This is a genomic window from Deinococcus psychrotolerans, from assembly GCF_003860465.1.
Taxonomy (GTDB): domain Bacteria; phylum Deinococcota; class Deinococci; order Deinococcales; family Deinococcaceae; genus Deinococcus; species Deinococcus psychrotolerans.
Genome location: NZ_CP034185.1, coordinates 52630 through 68853, shown reverse-complemented (window position 1 = coordinate 68853; position 16224 = coordinate 52630). Strand labels below are relative to the sequence as shown.

The following is a 16224-nucleotide window of genomic DNA, read 5'->3' as shown; positions in this document are numbered from 1 at the left end:
TGCGGGTCATCCGGCATAATGTCAGCCTATGCTGCCGCTCGCTCTTCACCGTTCACGCTCACTGGGGCTGGCGGTACTGCTCGCGCTACTTTGGGGCCGCAGCGCCGCGCAGGAATGCACTTTGCCAGTCAGTCCGCCGCCGACGCAGGGACGGGTGGTGTTTTTGCTCGACACCTCCGGCTCGATGGAAGGCCGGGGGCAGAGCGTGGCCAACATCTTCCCCAAAATCAAAGGAGCGCTGGTACGCGGGATGGTCGGCAGCACCGCGCCCGGCAGCGTCGAACTGTTGACCTTCGACAAAGGGCCGAGGCAGCGCTACCACTTTGCCTGGCCGCAGGAACGCGCCGAGTTTGACAAAACGGTGAATACTTTGTCGGCTCCCGGCGCGAGCACTTGGCTTTACAGCAGCTTGCAGAGTTTGTTTGCCAGTTTGCCGCTCAGCACCGAGTCGGCCACCACGGTCTACGTCATCACCGACGGCCTCGACAACAACCCGGCCAAAGACGCCACGCTCGACAGCGCTCTGCAAGTCTTTGACAGCGTGCGCGGCCCGTTTGACAAGCTGTATTACATCGCGCTGGGCCAGCCGATTCCTCCTGAAATTCAGTCGCGCTTTGCCAGCACCACGTTTGCCAAAGCCCTCTCGCTGCCCATCAACCAAGCGCCGGATCTGACTTCGGTGTCGCTTTCGCGCTCGCTGGTGACGGTGGGGCCGGATGCCAGCTTTGCGTTCCAGCATCCCGCCAATACCCAACTTCGGCTGGAATCGGGCAACATCGGCGGCGCGACCGTGAGTATCCGTGATCCTTCGGCGGCGGGAGCGCGGGTCAAGCTCGACGTTGACGGCAGCGTTCCGGCGGGCAGTGTGGGCTATATGTGTTCGCGCTCACCCGACGGCAACCAAGACGTGCTGCTGCGCTTTGACGCCGACACGCCGCCGCCGGGCAACATCGCCGCCGCGCCGATTGACGTGCTGGGCACCTTGAAGTTGCTCAATCCCGATTTTGGCCGGGTGCTGCAGCGTGGGCAGAGCGCCGTGCTGAACTACCGCGCCGTCAACGGGCCGGTGACGGTGGAAGTGGCTCAGGTGCCCAGCGTCATTGGGGCGAGTTTGCCGGATCAGACGATCAGTCTCTTGGAGGGCGAAGAAGTCTCGCTCAAAGTCACGGACAAAGCCCTCAAGCACGATCAGCAAGCTGCGCCGATGCTGCGCCTCAACGACACCACCCCTTACGCCGTGCCCAAAGTGATCGGTAAGGTCATCAAGCCCTTTCCGTGGTGGTGGCTGCTGACTTTGCTGCTCATTCCGCTGATCTGGCGGCTGATCAGTTGGGCGCGGCGACCTTTCGTGCCGTATGCCCTGTCTGTTGACCGCAGCTTACGAATTTATCTGCACGACCGCAGCGGGCGGCGGCGTAGCCGCTTATTCTTGCGCCAAAACCAGATGGACGTCGGTGTGAAGTTCAGGGAAGTGCGGTTGCGCGGCCTGAGTCTTGAGCGCTTCCGCCCGGAAGTCACCGAAGAAGAAATTCTCGACAACAGCAATATCGAGAGCATCAAAAATTACAGCGTTCAGAATTTGCGCCGCGCCGTCAAACTGCAAGCCCAGCCCGAAACACTGCGCCTGCACAAAGCCGGTGAGGAGGAAGGAGTGTTTTTGGCGGTGCAGGAAACCCTGCTGCTGCGCCAGCTTTATATTTTCACCGACTACCAAGCGCCCCTTGCGCGGGTGCGCCCGCCGATGCCGCCGGAAGCGCCGCCAATTGAGGTGATCGTGACGCTGCTCGACGGCCCCAACATGCAGGAATTCGAATTGCCCTTGAATGACGTGGATTTGGCCGATGTGTTCGGCAACAACCACCTGCGCGGCTTGGTGGTGCGCCGCGAGCCGGGGCTTCTGCGGCTGCGCTCACTCGATTCGGCTATGCGCCTGCGCCATATCAGCCGCGAATTCAGGGCCGAAGATCCGCTACCGCTGGCCGTGATGCTTAATCTCAATACTGCCCAAGGCGCTTACCAAGTCAGGATCCGCAGCAAAGCCTCATCAGAACGCTACGGCCGCTAAACAAATCGGGTACGTCACCGAATCCAGCTTTCTCAAGAAAAGCAGGTGGGGATGGCGTCTGGCCTCCCTACGCTGGGCTTAATTCACCTCCTCCGAGTGGGCGAAAACGCCCACCGGATCGACGACACCAATGTTCAAAAAACCAAATGGTTTGACGTGTGGAACTAAAAATTTCAAACTCAAATTATTTGATGTAAAGCAAAAATACTGAATTCAAAGACAGAGTGAAGCTGTCCTCTTTTTTGAACTTGGTTGAACCAAAGGGGGTTGCTCGTGTATACACAAAGAGTGTGATATAGATTACTTGGCTGTTCTGCTCTACAGAGAATGCTTATAATTGGGTGCATATCTATCCAATCTGCCGTACCATACTCAGGAGCGAGGTAAACAGTTTATGCCCGAATACCTGTCCCCAGGTGTCTACATCGAGGAAACTTCAGCCGGAGCGCGTCCAATTGAGGGCATCGGCACGACGACTGCCGCCTTTATTGGTTTTGCCCCTTCCGGGCCTGCCAACACGCCGATTTTCATCGCCAACTGGACGCAGTACCTCCAGAATTTTGCCACCCGCGAACCCGACGGCACGTTCTCGCCGCATATGCCCGGCACCTACCTCTCGCACTCGGTTTACGGTTACTTCAACAACGGCGGCACCCGCTGCTACGTCACTCGGCTGGTTCCGCCCAGCGACGAGAAGAAGAACACCGTGGATATGCCCAAAACCTTACAACTGCCTACCCGCGCCTCCAAAGCGATTCCTTCGCTGACGGTGGGTGTCAAGGGCACGCCCAGCAGTGACGTGCAGGTCGAGATTCAGCCTGCTGTGCCCACCGAGCAAGATCCCAGCCCGGCCGACGGCGTGTTTACGCTCAAGGTGCGCCTCGACAACAGTGAAGAGACGTTCGAAAACGTCTCGATGGCCAAAAAGCATCCCCGCAACGTGGTCGAAGTGGTCAATCAGCAAAGCCAGATCATCGAGATCTTGGAGCAGAGCACGGCTGGCCCGTTGGCTGAGCGCTTGCCCGAATTCGGCACTTCGCTGATTCACTCCGGGTTTGTTCCTACCGACACTGCGCTGGTTCTCAAGAGCAACCACTTTGTGGGTAGCTCCCACGACCGCAGCGGCATCGAGGGTATGGAAGTCGCTGAAGACGTGACCATGATCTGCGCTCCCGACTTGATGAGCGCTTACCAAAATGGCCTCATTGACGAAATGGGCGTCAAGGCCGTGCAGCGGGCCATGATCGATCACTGCGAACGGACTCAAAACCGCATCGCTATTCTCGATCCACTGCCCGATATGACGCCCCAGCAGGTCAAACAGTGGCGCGAAAAAGACAGCAACTTTGATTCTTCCTACGCAGCGCTGTACTACCCCTGGATGAAGATCAACGGCCCCGAGGGCAAGCCGATCACCATTCCGCCGAGCGGTCTGATGGCCGGTATCTATGCCCGCACCGATGTTGAGCGCGGTGTCCACAAGGCCCCGGCCAACGAAGTGGTGCGCGGCGCACTCGACCCGGCCATTCAAATCACCAAGAGTGAACAAGATATCCTCAACCCTATCGGCGTCAACTGCATTCGCAGCTTTACCGGGCACGGTCTGCGGGTCTGGGGAGCACGTACCCTGGCCAGCGACGCTCGCTGGCGATACATCTCGGTGCGGCGCTTGTTCAACTTTGTTGAGAAAAGTGTGGAACGCGGCACCCAGTGGGCGGTCTTCGAGCCGAACGACGATGAGCTGTGGTCAAAGCTGCGCCGCGACATCTCGGCTTTTTTGACAGTGGTTTGGCGCAGTGGGGCCCTGTTCGGCAAAACGCCGGGCGAAGCGTTTTACGTCAAGTGTGACGCCGAGATCAATCCACCTGAAGTCCGCGACTTGGGGATGGTATATGTCGAGATCGGCATCGCGCCTGTTAAACCGGCTGAATTCGTGATTCTCCGCTTCGGTCAATATGCCGGCGGTGGTCAATAAACGTAAGCGTGTTGGTTGGCTGGCCAGTAGCGTTTGAGACGTGAAAGCGGTGAAGTGAAATTTGTTGAGGAGGAAAGAGAATGACGACTGCAACCCGTAAAGACCCGTTGGTGGCCGCCTACTTTGCCGTTGACTTTCAGAACGGCGTTCAAGGCGCTTTTCGTGAATGCACCGGCCTGGGCAGTGAAAGCCAAGTGGTGGAGTACCGCGCCACAGACGAGCGAGGCAGAGCCGTACTGATCCGCGAGCCCGGCACCATGAAGTACACCGACATTACCCTCAAGCGCGGTATTACCGACAGCATGGACATGTGGCAGTGGCGCAAACAAGTTGAAGACGGTGACATTGACGGCGCACGCCGCAGCGGCACCATCACCTTGTACAACCAGCGCGGCGAAGCGATTGCCCGGTGGACGTTCGAGCGGGCTTGGCCTCAGAAGCTCAACGGCCCCACCTATGACGCCAAGACCAACGAAGTCGCCATCGAAGAGTTGACGATCACTCACGAAGGCTATAAGCGCACCCAATAATCACTGAACCACTCTTCTGAGATTTTTGAGCCGTTCTGAATATCGGAAGAGCGATACACCCAACAGCAAACCAGCGTTACAGTCGTGGCGGAAAGCGGGCAACAAGCCGCGTTCCGCCACATTGATTGCGAATGTTTTTGGTCTAAAGCTCCAACAGATAAGCTCATATGAGATAAACGGCAGAAAATGGCCGACGAAATGGAGACACAGATGAGTGCGTGGGCGCAACAATGACCAGTCATGGGGCCTTCACCGGGGGCATTTACAGACAACCGTTCGATCTGCCGGTTGGGTACACCGACGCTTTGGGAACACAGCACCGCTCTGGACAGATGCGTTTGGCCACCGCTGCCGATGAAATTGAGCCGCTAGGTGATGCACGTGTCAAGGAGAACGAGGCCTTCTTCGGGTTGCTCCTGCTGAGCCGTGTGGTGGTGCGGTTGGGTGATTTTTCACCTGTACCGTTGGAGGTGATCGCCGGACTTTATGTGAGTGACTTTGCTTTTTTGCAGGCACTGTATATTGAACTCAACAGCTCCACTCCCACAACTTCACCTGCTCTTGGGTTGACGACTCTTCCGGCGTCAGCTTCTCCTGCTTTTCAGGAACGACCTACTCTGCAAGGCAGCATCGAAACGAGTTGTCCACAGTGCGGAGCCGAACTGATTCTCGACTTAGACGCTGCTAGCGACTTGGCACCAGCTTAAACGACTCATCTCTCTGTGTTTTCTTTCTTTTCCTCTTTACAGACTCCTCAACAGCCACCCAACTAAATAAAGACATCCGAATTGAAGAAAATCCATTTTAGAATATGAGTTTCATCAAGTTTGAGCTTACCCCGCGCCTAAGGAGGCACCCTCTATGAGTTCACCGAATTCAGCGCCTTCTGGTGGCGCGGCAGCGTCTCAGGGAAGTGCTTCCGCTTCCAATACCAGTGATGTGCCGATTGATCTTAAAATTCTCGCTGAGAAAGTCTACCGCTTGCTGCTGGCTGATATCAGCATCCAAAAGCGCCGCATCAGTCAAGAGAGGAGGTAAGCAGAGATGGTGATCGACGAAGGTGGGAAGAGCGGTGACAAGTCCAAAACAGCCAAATCCACGAAGGCCAATACCAACAGCCGATTTTACGTGAGAATAGGTAATTCTGCTGGGGCTAGCAACGCAACTACGGCAGTTTTTTCAGAAGTAAGTGGCCTCCAAATGGAAACAGAGCTTTTTGAATACGCTGAAGGCGGCAACAATGAATACCTTCACCGTCTGCCAGGCATCACCAAAGTCGGCAATGTGACGCTTAAGCGCGGTATCACCAAAGAAAATGAACTGTTACTTTGGTATTCCAAAGTGGTACGCGGCGTTATGGATCTGCGAATGGTGACGATTTCGGTTTATGCCACCCAACAAGCTGGAAACTCGTCGGTTAAGCCCTTGATCACTTGGCAACTGCTCAACGCTTTTCCCTGTAAATGGTCGGGGCCGCAACTGGCTGCCAACGGAGATACGGTGGCTATTGAAACCATCGAGCTGGCCCACATGGGCGTCCTCGCCTTCGAGTAAAGAGGGAACGCCAGTTGAGAAGTCAGCTTACACGTTAGCCGCTCTGCACGGCGTCAGCCGCTGAGGATCACCGCTTGCCGTTTTGGAGGCCCGCCATGCCCAAACCCCAAACTCTGACTGAACACGCCGCTTCATTGCGGCAGTACCGCCAACACTTCACGGTTATTTTCAATGCCAATACGAATTTGGTCGCGTTCCGGCCACCGGTTGCTGGTGCCAGCGTTTCGGTGCTCAATGAGTTGCTCAGCCAACTGCCGAATCAACCGGTGGCTCAGCCGCTTGTTCCTTCATCAACTCTGCAACCCCAATCTCCCAATGCGGGGTCAGTGGGGTCAGCTGCTGGGCCAGCAGCCACTCTTGTTGGACAGGTTGCACCAACGCGAATCCGCGTTCCAGCTCGGCTCAAATGGAGTGTGCCGGAAAGTTTAGCTCCGCCTCAGGTTGAGTCGGAGGCCGCCCAGACGTTGCTTGACGGCTATCCTCCAGCCTCAGCGCTTTTTGAACCTTTTCTGGAGTCGCTGCCAAACGGTATGGCTTCCTATCTCCCCGTTGAAGCCGCTGAGCTGAGTCAGTTTCAAAATGCTGATGAGGAGCTCCAGAATTCTCCTCCCCTACCAGAGCCACACTGGCAATCGCCGCCGCTGCCACCGCGAGAAGAGCAGATCGTAGCTCGGCCTGAGCAGTTGCTAACAGATACTGCGGTGTTTCCCCCTATTTCTCCTCCACTGGCTCAAGAGCCGCTGCCTGCTGGCCCCGTTCGCAGCGCAGTGACGGGTCAACTCGGGTTCCGAGATTTGCTGGCCTATACCGCCGAGGCTGAACAATCCGCTTCGGTAGAATCCAGCACAGCCGTGCCGCAACGGGAAGCGCCGCAAGGTGTTGCTCCAAGTCGAGCTGGCGAGCCAACGGGTTCTGAACAACAACCTGAGCCAACCCAATCTGCTGGGCAAAGTACCGCTCCTGAAGCGATGTTGGAAACAACGCCGAGATCAGTTCCCCTTGAATCTGTAGAAATTGAAAGGCTGCCCACCGAGCCTCAAGATGTGCCGGCAGTGTCTAAAGCTCAAGGTGCTTCTGAAGTTCAGCCGGCTACTCAACAGCTCACCGCACCACAGCCAACTCAGCGGCAGGAATGGCAACAGCCGCCCCCGAGGGTCCAAGTTACTCAGTCTGTAGAGGCCGTTTCTCCGCAGCTAGCATCTGATGAGCTACCGTTTAATATTCGCGCCGAGGAAGCCAGCGCTGTGACCGCGCCGCTTAATCAGGCTACTCCAATTGCAACACCGCCTGCTTCGACAGCACCGGTGCCAAGTCAAGCGTCTGGTGAAATCCCTCTTGATACCGGCAGGCCGCTGCTGGATATTCCGGCAGGCTTCACGCCACCTGGTGAAGACGCTGAAGCGATGCGGAAGTTGAGGGAATTCTTGCCGCCAACGGCTCCCGGAACGGGCATCAGCTTGCCGAGACGCCCTAGGCCCGTACCGCTGCAGCCCACCAAGGCCGCTGAGGTCGTTCCTGAAGCGCCGATTCACAACCCAGAACAAGCCATGTCTTTTTTAGAGCGTCTCAACCGAATGTCAGAAGTAGAGAGCGCTGGGCTCAGCGAAAACCGTTCGCTCAGCTTGGCTGAACTGATGACGTGGGAAAAAAAGTCCCTAGCGCCGATATCAGAGACGACTGAATCGGCGCTCAAACCTCAAAATGCAGCTTCAGATTCCAATTCCACCGGCGCTGCCGCAACGCCCGCTACAGAGCTTGAGGCACTCGTCCCAACCCCAGTGGAGTTGCCAGCCCAAAATAGGACTGAGACGCACCAATCAGTTGTGCCAGTCAATCAGCCAGTACCGACCCCCTCTCCTACGAGAACGGTCAGCCCTCGACAAGCGCAGGAGAATATAGTTCCCCCGCCACTGCCGCTGTCTCTTTCGGCTGCAACCCAAGCGCCATTGGATACGGCGGCTCCTCTAAGAATTGCTGAAAACGCGTTGCAGCATGAACTGGAAGAAACGTCTCCGTTCTTGCCAAGTTCTGCTGAGACGATTTTAATGGAGCCGACTCCAGTGGCATCTCTAGCAAACGAGGAAATTCAAGCTCAAGCGGCGGAGCAATATAGCGCCGATCTGCTCCCGCTGTCCTCTAAACCTGCCGTGCCTTTGGCCAATCTAGCCGTTCCGACTTCAACGCTGCTGACGCCTCAACATTCGCAAGCTCTCAGCGAGGCAGTTTCCAAGCACTCTGCACTGAGTCTTCCTCTTGACCTTTCTTCGACTCCTTCGCTACAGGCAGCTGGCGAACCATCTCAGTTCTCTGTGCCGCCTATGCAAGTGGCCTCCGAACAAACGCCGTACAGTTCAGCTTTGCCGCAGGATGAGGCGCCGCTTGCGCCTGAACTCTCCCCCATGAATTTATTGTCGGCCAGCGTTGCCAATCAGATTCAAGCTCCTGCCCCAAGTCCTCGACGCCAGCCAGAGCCAAGAGAACCTGTGCCTGACGCTGGAGCAGCGCTGCTGCGTGCAGCCTTGGGTGGCCTCTCACTGGGTCAACTTGCCCAAAGTGGGCTGCATCCGGAGGCTGCCAGATCTACTGAGCAAACTTCCCGTGTGGCAGGTGATCGGGGCGACAATATAGAGAATGCTGACCTCCAACGCCGCGATACGGAGAAAACCAGTTCAATGCGGGAGGCGGTTGAGTCATCTTCTCACGCCGGTACCTTACCAGTTCGGCCGGTGACGCAGGTGGCGGTGCCTACGCCAAGGTCTGAGCAAGCAACTGTAAAACCCGCCCAGCGTCCGCGCCCAGAAGACACTCTGCCGAGCAGTGATACGCCTGACGCGCCGAATCTCCCCGTGTCTGTGCCGGAGCGTCTCGAGCGGCTGCCTTCCGATCAAACTCAACTCAATCAAGCTGAGATTAATGCCGCACCGCCGGCATTGTCACTGCCTGAAGATTCTCAACAGGCCAGTGAGGATGTGAATTTAAGCCAGCTGCCGGTATCCCATTTGGCGGAAGATCAACCGAAAGCCAGGGGCGACGTGGGGGTCGCCGCCCATCAGCCGGTCGCTGATGTGGCCTCCACTGATTTGTTTGCCATTGCTACACCCAAAGTGATGAGCCAAGCAGAGGGCAGCCAGGCAGAAGCCGATACACAACCGCAACGCCCCGGTGCCAGTACCGCCTTGGGTGCGCTGACGGCCGCTCAACTGTTACGTGAGGCCCTCAAGGTTTCTGCTTCCAACTCAGAGGCGCAACCGCGAGCTGCATCCATGACCGACGATGTGCAATCAGTTCCTGCTGATATCACTCCACGTTCGCTCTTGCCTGAGCTTCGACAAGGAGTGCCGTCGTCTTTACAGGATTTGCCTATATCAGAATCGGTAGCCAGTGCTCAGCAATTAAGCCAATTGGCCAGCGTCAGCGAACCTCAGGGCGCACCCACTTCTCCCGGCATCACTCCACCGCTCGACTTATCTGATGAGATCCAGGCCGAAAGAAATGGCCAACAAGTCCAGCCGGAGCGGATTGAAGAACGCGCAGCCACTTCATATACAGCACCTCTTGCGTCTGTGCCGCTTGAGTCCACCAAACCGCCGATGGTCGAAGGTAGAATGTGGGCGGGTTCAGAACCTGTCAATCCAGTTACGCCCTCAGAGCTGCCAGACTTAGCCCCGAAGCCTGCGCTAGCTTCTGAACAAGGTGAACAACTTGTGGATGTTGAGTTTGAAACGTCGGGCAAGGCGCTGGCTGCGGCTTTGGCTCCCACGGCTTCGTCTTCTATTCCTTTACCTGCTGCGCCCGCGCAAGAGCAAGTGAAAGAGGCTGAGCAGTCATCAGTGGAAAACTTAACCCCTTTGCCGCGCCCCGAACTTCCTCCTGCGCCCGTTCTAGGCGAAAGCCAGCCCCTCGCTGGTCGCTCTGAAGCCGATTCGGGTAAGAAAGCGTTTGAACCGTTGAGCGTGGGACAAGAACCTTCGGTCGACCATCCGACGGATCAATCACATACATCTTCGACTGATACCGTCAACCTGCCTGAAGTGGAAATGGTGGCGATTGACGCTGTTTCAGAAGAAGCCCGTTTGCTACCCGCAACGCGTGACAAACCCACTACTTCTCATCCCCATATGGCTGCTGCCATCGCGTCGACTCTCCTCACCCAGAGCCTGAATATTCCAAGGCAAACGGTAGCCGACTTCGCGGCTAGCTCCAACCCCGATCCAGAGTTGCTCCCACTGAGTGCTGCTCGGCCTCCAGTCCAAGTCCCAGAGACGCAAACGCCCGGTGAAATTCTTCCCGGCAGGCCGCTGCCTGAACTTGAAGCTACTCAATCTCCGCTGGCCACTCGATCCGTTGCGGCTGATCCGGATATTGCTGTGCCACACGTTGAAACTGCTGCTTATCAAAACGGGTCTATTTCTGCTGAGCAGCTTCAGCTCCTCTCCCCTGTCGCCGCGCCTTCTCAGCTCAGTGCAGTAGAGCCGTCTAGTCCGCGTTTACGCTTGAGGAGCCGACTAACGAGTGAAGTCCCTGCTTCAGCGTCCCCTTCTACAGCGCCGTTCATCCCCAACAGCGTGACAATGCCCTCTGCGCCGCGTGACGAAGCGAGTCTTGCCGCGCTACCCTTACCCCACTCTGCCTCTCCCCTCCCTTCGGGCACTCAAACTTCTTCTCAAAGTGCTGTTACCCCTCAGCAACCGCCCTCTCAAAGAACTGCTCCTTTGCAGCGCCAAGAGCAGCTGATTCAAAAAGCATTGGCCAGTCCCGGTCACCGCGATCCCTTACCGCTGAGCGTCCGCGCTTTGATCGCTCCGATGCTGGGTAAGGAGCTGGGAGAAGTTCATCTGCTCAGCAACGCGGCAGCTTCAGAAGCCACTGCCGCCGCCGCTGCCGATGCTTTGGCGGTAGGCGACGTGGTACTGCTCAGTCCGGGACAAGATTTGGCCTCGCCGCGGGGCCTGGGGCTGCTGGCCCACGAGCTGACCCATGTACTACGCTCACGTGATCCCAATTTTGTACCTGTCGTAGCGCGGCCAGCTGCTCCGGGTAGCCAAGCCTCAATGTCCAAAAACTCGGCAGCCCACAACTCGCCCAGTCCCAGCTTTGCCAACCTCCCCGCTGGAGCAGACGAAGAGGGGTTGGCGGAATACGTCGAAGGCCAAGTTCGTAGCCGCTTTCAGGCAGCAGCGTTGACGCAGGCCAGCTCCAATGCTTTTTCGGCTGCTGCGGCTGCGCCCGAATCACCTTGGGGCAACCTGCCTGCGCCTTGGGAGCCGATGCCGATTTGGGATGTGCCAAGTACACCGACGCCGCAGGCCGCTGCACGTCCGACGTCAGTCCCGGTTTCCCGGCCCACCGTAATAGCCAAAGTCAGCTCGCCGGGCCGCATGGCCGCGCCTCAGGCCGTCAGCGCTCAAGCGGCCAGCAGCTCGCGTTCCGACACTGCCCCTGCTGCTGCGCCTCTTGCCATGAAGGGGCCGCCCACCGGCTCAGACCCCAATAAATCCAACCGATCTTCACCGGATCTTGACCGCCTCGCACAGCAAATTTACGGCATTCTCAAACGCCGTCTGGCCACCGAAGTGCGCCGGGAGCATTAAGGCAGAAAACATACGCCTCGTTCAAAACTCGTCTACTGTGGCCCTGTAGCCCTGTAGCGTCGCGGGCAAAAAGCAGTGGATCAGTTGACTCAGGGCAATAGTTTGAGTTACAGCATCTATAGCTGCTCGTTGGAACGACTGAAGGCAAACTTGCCGTAAATTGTTAAGTTGAAGTTGTTAGTCAGCAGACCAAGACAGAGCCGCTAGTGGGCATATCTACAAACGAACAAACTGTGCCTCAAGTGGTCAAATCGAGCGCCAAAAGCTGCCCCCGACTCTCAAGAATGAACCAATCTGCCACTGAGACGCCGAACCGCGTACTCTCAGGTCGCCGCTGGCTCACGACACAGGGGAGGTGAGCCAGCGCTTAAGAAGCCATGCCAAACCAACTCCAGTAGACGGCGCGGGGTGTGCGGTAAATCAGCTCAGCAACAAGCCGCCGGTACTGCCGAACAAGCTGCCTGTGCTGTAACTTGATTCCTGAGAAGCCAAAAACACGTACAGCGGCGCAATTTCGGCGGGCTGTCCGGGACGGCCCAGTGGCGTGGATTTGCCAAATTCTTCGATGGCGTCTTGAGGCTGCCCGCCACTGGGTTGGAGCGGCGTCCAGTACGGCCCCGGAGCTACCGCGTTGACACGAATACCCTTCTCGGCGACTTGCTGCGCCAATGACTGGGTGAAAGCGTAAATCGCCGCCTTGGTCGAAGCGTAGTCGAGCAGATTTGGGGAAGGCTGGGTGGCCTGAATAGATGAGGTATTGATAATGGTTGCTCCATCCCCAAGGTGAGGCAGGGCGGCTTTACAGATCCAAAACAGAGCGTAGACATTGGTCTTGAACGTTGCGTCGAACTGTTCGGTGCTGATGTCGGCGATGCTTTCCTGAGCAGTTTGCTTGCCCGCGTTGTTGACCAGAATATCCAAGCCGCCCAACTGCTTTGCAGCGTTTTTGACGAGTTGAGCACAAAAGTCTTCGCTGCTGATGTCACCGGCCAGCGCCACCGCTATCTGCCCCGCCGCTTCAATCAGCTTGATGACTTCCTGCGCGTCCCCCTCTTCTGAAGGGAGGTAATTGATGGCCACGTCTGCGCCCTCGCGGGCGAAAGCAATGGCGACGGCTCGACCAATGCCTGAATCGCCACCAGTAATCAGCGCTTTACGCCCTTTGAGACGGCCCGAACCCTTGTAGGTCTCCTCGCCGTGATCGGGTAACGGGTTCATTCGATTGACGCTGCCCGGTGCGTCTTGGGGCTGGCGCTTGAAAGGCGGCTGCGGGTACTGTGTCACGGGATTTTTCATCTCGGTCTGATCTTTTTTATCGCTACTCATATGGTCTCCTTGTTTGGTGCTAGGGAATTTCTCGACGGCTTTCTGTGATTTTCTCTTTCAACCTAGTGCTCTAGAATTCTTCTTGACATCATGGCCGTCAATTACAGTTTGCCGCTGAGCAGATACCCACAAATCAGCAAAATGGGTGAGTCTTACCCGCTGACGGTGTAATGGATGCTGGCTCCGTCGATCTCTGGGTTGCGCTAAGGCCGAGGTGCTGCCAGATGAGGCCAGAGAAATGAATAAAGCAGACAAGAGGGCATTCATCTGTAGAGTCTTTTGAAAGGTGCACGAAAATCCATCTCCGATAGTTTGCCGCCGCACAAGCAAGCTGGCTATTACGGGAGGCAAGAGCTTTTATTGAGCTGACCTTGGGTTTTGAAAAGTGTAATGAAAAGTTCAAACTGCCCTGACTGAGAGAAAATGACTGTTGCCGGTAAATATAAAATGCTGGTCACCTCAGATAAACTAGGGTGAAGCCCTTTAACCTCACTTATTGACCGATAGTGGACGCCCTCCCCCACTGCAAGTTTTCGTCTTTGATGCTAACGGCTAACGCCGTTTAGGGCTGAGCGAGATTGTGGGCAAGCACGGCCAGCACGACACGCAGCCGTAAGGCGGCTACGGTTTTCGTTTGTGCCGAACGAATTTGGGTGTTGACCAGTTGAGAAAAGACCGTTTCAATACGTTTGCGGAGCTGGGGGTGGCGGGAAACCCGCCACCCGGTGTCATAGCGAGTGTTTTTCTTGGGTGGAAAGACGAATCCTAAGCAGCAATAGCCTTTATCGCCAATGATCTTCGGGCCGTCAAAGTCCGGCCAACGCTGGTTGAGTTCAAAACCGACCGTCGTGTCATGGAGATTGGCAGGTTTCACGAGATATTGGAGAATCCGGCCTTGAGGGCTGACCCAAGCGTGAAGCTTGTATCCGAAGACATGGCCTTGTGTGCCGTACCCCCAACGAGCACCCGGAAACGTACACCCCTTCGCCCGCTTGGGACGACAGACTGGGAGTGGCATGGAGTCAATGATGACCTCCGCACACTGCTGTGGTGGGCTGACCACGGCCTCCAACTGCGCGAGGAGCCGGACGCCACGTGTGTAGGCTTGGGTGTAAGACGGAAGACCGGGACGGTCTTCACGCAAGATGTTCCACCATACTGAAGCGTAGGGATGCTTGAAAACGAATCGCGTCAACAGCAAAGCGACGAGCATCGCGTCGGTCATTTTTTGATGTTTACAGCGCTTCGTATCCCAGAAGTAACGTTGAGACCAGCGATGAAAGAAGCGGATGACCGAACGACGGGTTAAACTGTGGTGGGGACGGTATCTGTACATACCCTCCCCATTTTCGCTGTCCACGTGCATCCGGAGTCAACCTCATCGCACCCCTAAACGGCGTGGCTAATATAGAAAAATGCCCTCGCAGACGCTCTTTTCCGCTGAATTACGTAATTCAGAGCTTGTCTTTTACGCTATAAGCGCTCTAATCTGAAGCCATGAAACGAACCAAAACTGAGGCAAACGTGGTTGGCCCAGAGTCGCCGCTTTCAAAATGTCTCATCATCGCGCTGACTAGTCTGAAGGGAGGTGTTGGCAAAACCACACTCACTATGCATTTGGCGGCGGCTATTGCTGAAGAACTCGAAAACGTCGTGGTGCTGGACGCCGACGAGGAAGTGAGCGCAGTGCGTTGGCAGCAGCACGCCGCAGCCGATCAGATCCGGTTGCCCTTCGAAGTGGTGGCTGCTCAGCGTAACAGCTTGATGCGCCAAGCCCGCGAACTGGCCCGGACAGGACACACCGTGATTATTGACACGCCGCCCAACAACCGCGAGGTCCTCAAGAGCGCCGCAACGGTGGCGGACGTGGTGCTGGTGCCAGTGTTGCCGACGGGTCTGGACGTAGACCGACTGGCCACCACACTCGAACTCCTGACCGATCTGGAAGCGGCTCTCGAAACCTTTAACTACGCGATAGTGCTGAACCGTTTCGATGCCCGCAAAGGCATGGCCCACGAAGCCAATCAAGCCCTCAACGCCCATCCGCGCCTAGAGACGGTTATCAAGTCGCTCAGTGCTTATGAGAAAGTGTTTGGGCAAACGCCCAGTGAGTTGGGGCAATTTAGAGCAATGTGGGCCGAGATCAAGGTCGCATTTGGAGAAGAGGCATGACCAAAAACCGTTTCCAAAGAGGAAATCAGGCCTCAGGTTTGGGTAATCTACTGAACCGTTCTTTGCAAATGTCGGGTGTGGGCACGCCAGATTTAGCTGATCAGCAGCGTCTGCCTGAGGCTCAGGTCTTGCCGCTGAGCGCTTTGATGGCCAATCCGCGCCAGCCGAGGCGCTTTTTTGATCCGGCCTCACTGCAACAACTCTCGGAGAGTCTCAAAGAACGGGGCGTCTTGCAACCGCTGATGGTGCGGCCATTGGAAGGCCAAAACGGGCAATACGAGATTGTTTACGGCGAGCGGCGTTGGCGGGCTGCACAGCTTGCCCAACTCAGCGAAGTACCGGTGCTGATTCGTGATTTGACGCCGCAAGAAGCCGAGATCATTTCGGCAGTCGAAAACTTGCAGCGAGAAGACCTCAACCGTTACGACGAAGTGGTGTACAAGCTGCGCTTGGTGGCCCAGCTGTTTGAAATCACGCCTGAAGAAGCCAGTAGCGTCCTCAAAGGGCTCCGCGCCAATCCGGAGAGTGGCCCTGAGAAGGTCACTCAGTTAGACGAGCTGTTTACCCAGCTTGGGCGCGAGCAGTGGCGCTCGTTTGTCACCAACGGTTTGCCGGTGCTTAGACTGCCGCCAAGCATTGCAGATGCGCTGCAAAGCGGAGCACTGGAATACAGCAAAGCGGTGCTGCTTTCCCGCGCTCCAGAGCAGCACCACAAAGCGCTGCTCAAGCGGGTCATCACCAAAAATCTGACCCACGCCGAACTCAAAGAAGCGATTGCCAAGCTCAAACCCGCAGCGCCTCAGCCCGCCGCTTCACCGCTGAGCCAGGTGAAGCGCCACCTCTCCGTTCAGCGTTTAAGCCAGTTGCCTGAGCAACAGCGGCAGCGGGCGGAAACGCTCATAAGTGAACTCGCCGACCTGCTGCAAATCTCAAATCAGAGCTCCTGAATTACGTAATTCAGAAGAATAAGCCGTGTGGGACAAGTCCTATGTCTTTCGCTTGAATTGGATT

Annotated in this window: 11 protein-coding genes; 9 read left to right on the top strand and 2 right to left on the bottom strand. The window is 56.7% G+C overall.

Annotated elements, in window-relative coordinates; genetic code table 11:
- Positions 1-28 precede the first annotated feature (28 nt).
- The 7 genes from EHF33_RS16450 (at position 29) to EHF33_RS16425 (ending at position 11715) form a co-directional block, all read left to right on the top strand.
- The gene (locus EHF33_RS16450) at positions 29-2065 is read left to right on the top strand and encodes a vWA domain-containing protein (RefSeq protein ID WP_124874202.1); all 2037 of its coding nucleotides are present in this window, start codon (positions 29-31) and stop codon (positions 2063-2065) included.
- A 394-nt stretch (positions 2066-2459) separates the two neighbouring features.
- Positions 2460-4040 carry a phage tail sheath family protein gene (locus EHF33_RS16445; protein WP_124874200.1) on the top strand — a complete coding sequence of 527 codons (1581 nt, stop codon included), beginning with the start codon at positions 2460-2462 and terminating at the stop codon, positions 4038-4040.
- Positions 4041-4120: 80 nt separating this feature from the next.
- Positions 4121-4570 carry a phage tail protein gene (locus EHF33_RS16440; protein WP_206431650.1) on the top strand — a complete coding sequence of 150 codons (450 nt, stop codon included), beginning with the start codon at positions 4121-4123 and terminating at the stop codon, positions 4568-4570.
- A 230-nt stretch (positions 4571-4800) separates the two neighbouring features.
- Positions 4801-5277, top strand: coding sequence for a hypothetical protein (locus EHF33_RS16435; RefSeq protein ID WP_241191405.1), 477 nt, complete (start codon positions 4801-4803; stop codon positions 5275-5277).
- Positions 5278-5431: 154 nt separating this feature from the next.
- The gene (locus tag EHF33_RS21210) at positions 5432-5608 is read left to right on the top strand and encodes a hypothetical protein (RefSeq protein WP_164473583.1); all 177 of its coding nucleotides are present in this window, start codon (positions 5432-5434) and stop codon (positions 5606-5608) included.
- A gap of 6 nt (positions 5609-5614) precedes the next feature.
- Positions 5615-6124, top strand: coding sequence for a phage tail protein (locus tag EHF33_RS16430; RefSeq protein ID WP_124874198.1), 510 nt, complete (start codon positions 5615-5617; stop codon positions 6122-6124).
- Positions 6125-6219: 95 nt separating this feature from the next.
- Positions 6220-11715, top strand: coding sequence for an eCIS core domain-containing protein (locus EHF33_RS16425; RefSeq protein WP_124874196.1), 5496 nt, complete (start codon positions 6220-6222; stop codon positions 11713-11715).
- Between the two features lie 420 nt (positions 11716-12135).
- Here EHF33_RS16425 and EHF33_RS16420 read toward each other — a convergent pair whose 3' ends face one another.
- Positions 12136-13041 (bottom strand): SDR family oxidoreductase, encoded by a 906-nt coding sequence (locus tag EHF33_RS16420; RefSeq protein ID WP_124874194.1) that lies wholly within the window; start codon positions 13039-13041, stop codon positions 12136-12138.
- A 562-nt stretch (positions 13042-13603) separates the two neighbouring features.
- Positions 13604-14377 carry an IS982 family transposase gene (locus EHF33_RS16415; protein ID WP_124874192.1) on the bottom strand — a complete coding sequence of 258 codons (774 nt, stop codon included), beginning with the start codon at positions 14375-14377 and terminating at the stop codon, positions 13604-13606.
- A gap of 161 nt (positions 14378-14538) precedes the next feature.
- Between EHF33_RS16415 and EHF33_RS16410 the strand changes: the two genes are divergently transcribed.
- A complete protein-coding gene (locus EHF33_RS16410) occupies positions 14539-15213 on the top strand; it encodes a ParA family protein (RefSeq protein ID WP_124874190.1) in 675 nt (224 codons plus the stop codon).
- The gene (locus tag EHF33_RS16405) at positions 15210-16160 is read left to right on the top strand and encodes a ParB/RepB/Spo0J family partition protein (protein ID WP_124874188.1); all 951 of its coding nucleotides are present in this window, start codon (positions 15210-15212) and stop codon (positions 16158-16160) included. Before EHF33_RS16410 ends, EHF33_RS16405 begins: the two co-directional genes overlap by 4 nt.
- Positions 16161-16224: the final 64 nt, after the last annotated feature.

Coding starts and splice junctions, on each gene's coding strand:
- EHF33_RS21210 (WP_164473583.1), top strand. CDS start 5,432: ATGAGTTCACCGAATTCAGCGCCTTCTGGTGGCGCGGCAGCGTCTCAG.
- EHF33_RS16430 (WP_124874198.1), top strand. CDS start 5,615: ATGGTGATCGACGAAGGTGGGAAGAGCGGTGACAAGTCCAAAACAGCC.
- EHF33_RS16405 (WP_124874188.1), top strand. CDS start 15,210: ATGACCAAAAACCGTTTCCAAAGAGGAAATCAGGCCTCAGGTTTGGGT.
- EHF33_RS16415 (WP_124874192.1), bottom strand. CDS start 14,377: ATGTACAGATACCGTCCCCACCACAGTTTAACCCGTCGTTCGGTCATC.
- EHF33_RS16450 (WP_124874202.1), top strand. CDS start 29: ATGCTGCCGCTCGCTCTTCACCGTTCACGCTCACTGGGGCTGGCGGTA.
- EHF33_RS16410 (WP_124874190.1), top strand. CDS start 14,539: ATGAAACGAACCAAAACTGAGGCAAACGTGGTTGGCCCAGAGTCGCCG.
- EHF33_RS16425 (WP_124874196.1), top strand. CDS start 6,220: ATGCCCAAACCCCAAACTCTGACTGAACACGCCGCTTCATTGCGGCAG.
- EHF33_RS16445 (WP_124874200.1), top strand. CDS start 2,460: ATGCCCGAATACCTGTCCCCAGGTGTCTACATCGAGGAAACTTCAGCC.
- EHF33_RS16435 (WP_241191405.1), top strand. CDS start 4,801: ATGACCAGTCATGGGGCCTTCACCGGGGGCATTTACAGACAACCGTTC.
- EHF33_RS16440 (WP_206431650.1), top strand. CDS start 4,121: ATGACGACTGCAACCCGTAAAGACCCGTTGGTGGCCGCCTACTTTGCC.
- EHF33_RS16420 (WP_124874194.1), bottom strand. CDS start 13,041: ATGAGTAGCGATAAAAAAGATCAGACCGAGATGAAAAATCCCGTGACA.